Annotated in this window: 1 pseudogene; it reads left to right on the forward strand. The window is 66.8% G+C overall.

The features are described from left to right. A pseudogene (locus tag ACIBHX_RS52370) lies at nt 1–1106 on the forward strand (DNA-directed RNA polymerase subunit beta); the annotation flags it as partial.

Here is a 1106-nt window from a genome sequence, read left to right on the forward strand (position 1 = left end):
GGAGAACCTGTATTTCAACCCCAAGCGGTACGACCTGGCCAAGGTGGGTCGCTACAAGATCAACAAGAAGCTCGGGGTCGACGCGGAGATCACGCGGAGCACGCTCACGGAAGACGACCTCGCCGCGATGATCGAATACCTGCTGCGGCTGCACGCCGGCGAGCCCGAGGTCGATACCGATGACATCGACCACTTCGGCAACCGCCGCGTGCGGAACGTGGGCGAGCTCATCATGAACCAGATCCGTGTCGGCCTCGGCCGCATGGAGCGAGTCGTGCGCGAGCGGATGACCACGCAGGACGTCGAGGCGATCACGCCGCAGACCCTGATCAACGTCCGCCCGATCACGGCCTCGATCAAGGAGTTCTTCGGCACGTCCCAGCTGTCGGTGTTCATGGACCAGACCAACCCGCTGGCCGGCCTGACGAACAGGCGGCGGCTGTCCGCGCTGGGGCCGGGCGGGCTGTCGCGGGAGCGGGCGGGCGTGGAAATGCGAGACGTGCACCCGTCCCATTACGGCCGGATGTGCCCGATCGAGACCCCTGAAGGTCCCAACATCGGCCTCATCGGCTACCTGGCATGCTTCGCTCGGCTCAACGCCTTCGGCTTCATCGAGACGCCCTACCGCAAGGTCGTCGACGGCAAGGTGAGCGACCGGATCGACTACCTGACCGCCGATGAGGAGGACCGCCTCGTCATCGCGCAGGCGAACTCGCCGCTGAGGGCGGACGGCGCCTTCGCCGAGAGCCGGGTGCTGGTCCGTCGCAAGGGCGAGGAGTTCGAGTACGTGCGCTCGGGCGAGGTCGACTACATGGACGTGTCGCCGCGCCAGATGGTGTCGGTGGCCACCGCGATGATCCCCTTCCTCGAGCACGACGACGCCAACCGGGCCCTGATGGGCGCGAACATGATGCGGCAGTCGGTGCCCCTGCTCAGAAGTGAGGCGCCGCTGGTGGGGACGGGCATGGAGTACCGTGCCGCGACCGACACCGGTGATGTGCTCACAGCCGGGAAGGCCGGCGTGGTGGAGGAGGTCTCCGCCGACTACGTCACGGTCATGAACGACGACGGCACGCGGACGACCTACCGCGTCGCCAAGTTCAAGC

This window comes from Nonomuraea sp. NPDC050536 (assembly GCF_044457685.1).
Taxonomy (GTDB): Bacteria; Actinomycetota; Actinomycetes; order Streptosporangiales; family Streptosporangiaceae; genus Nonomuraea.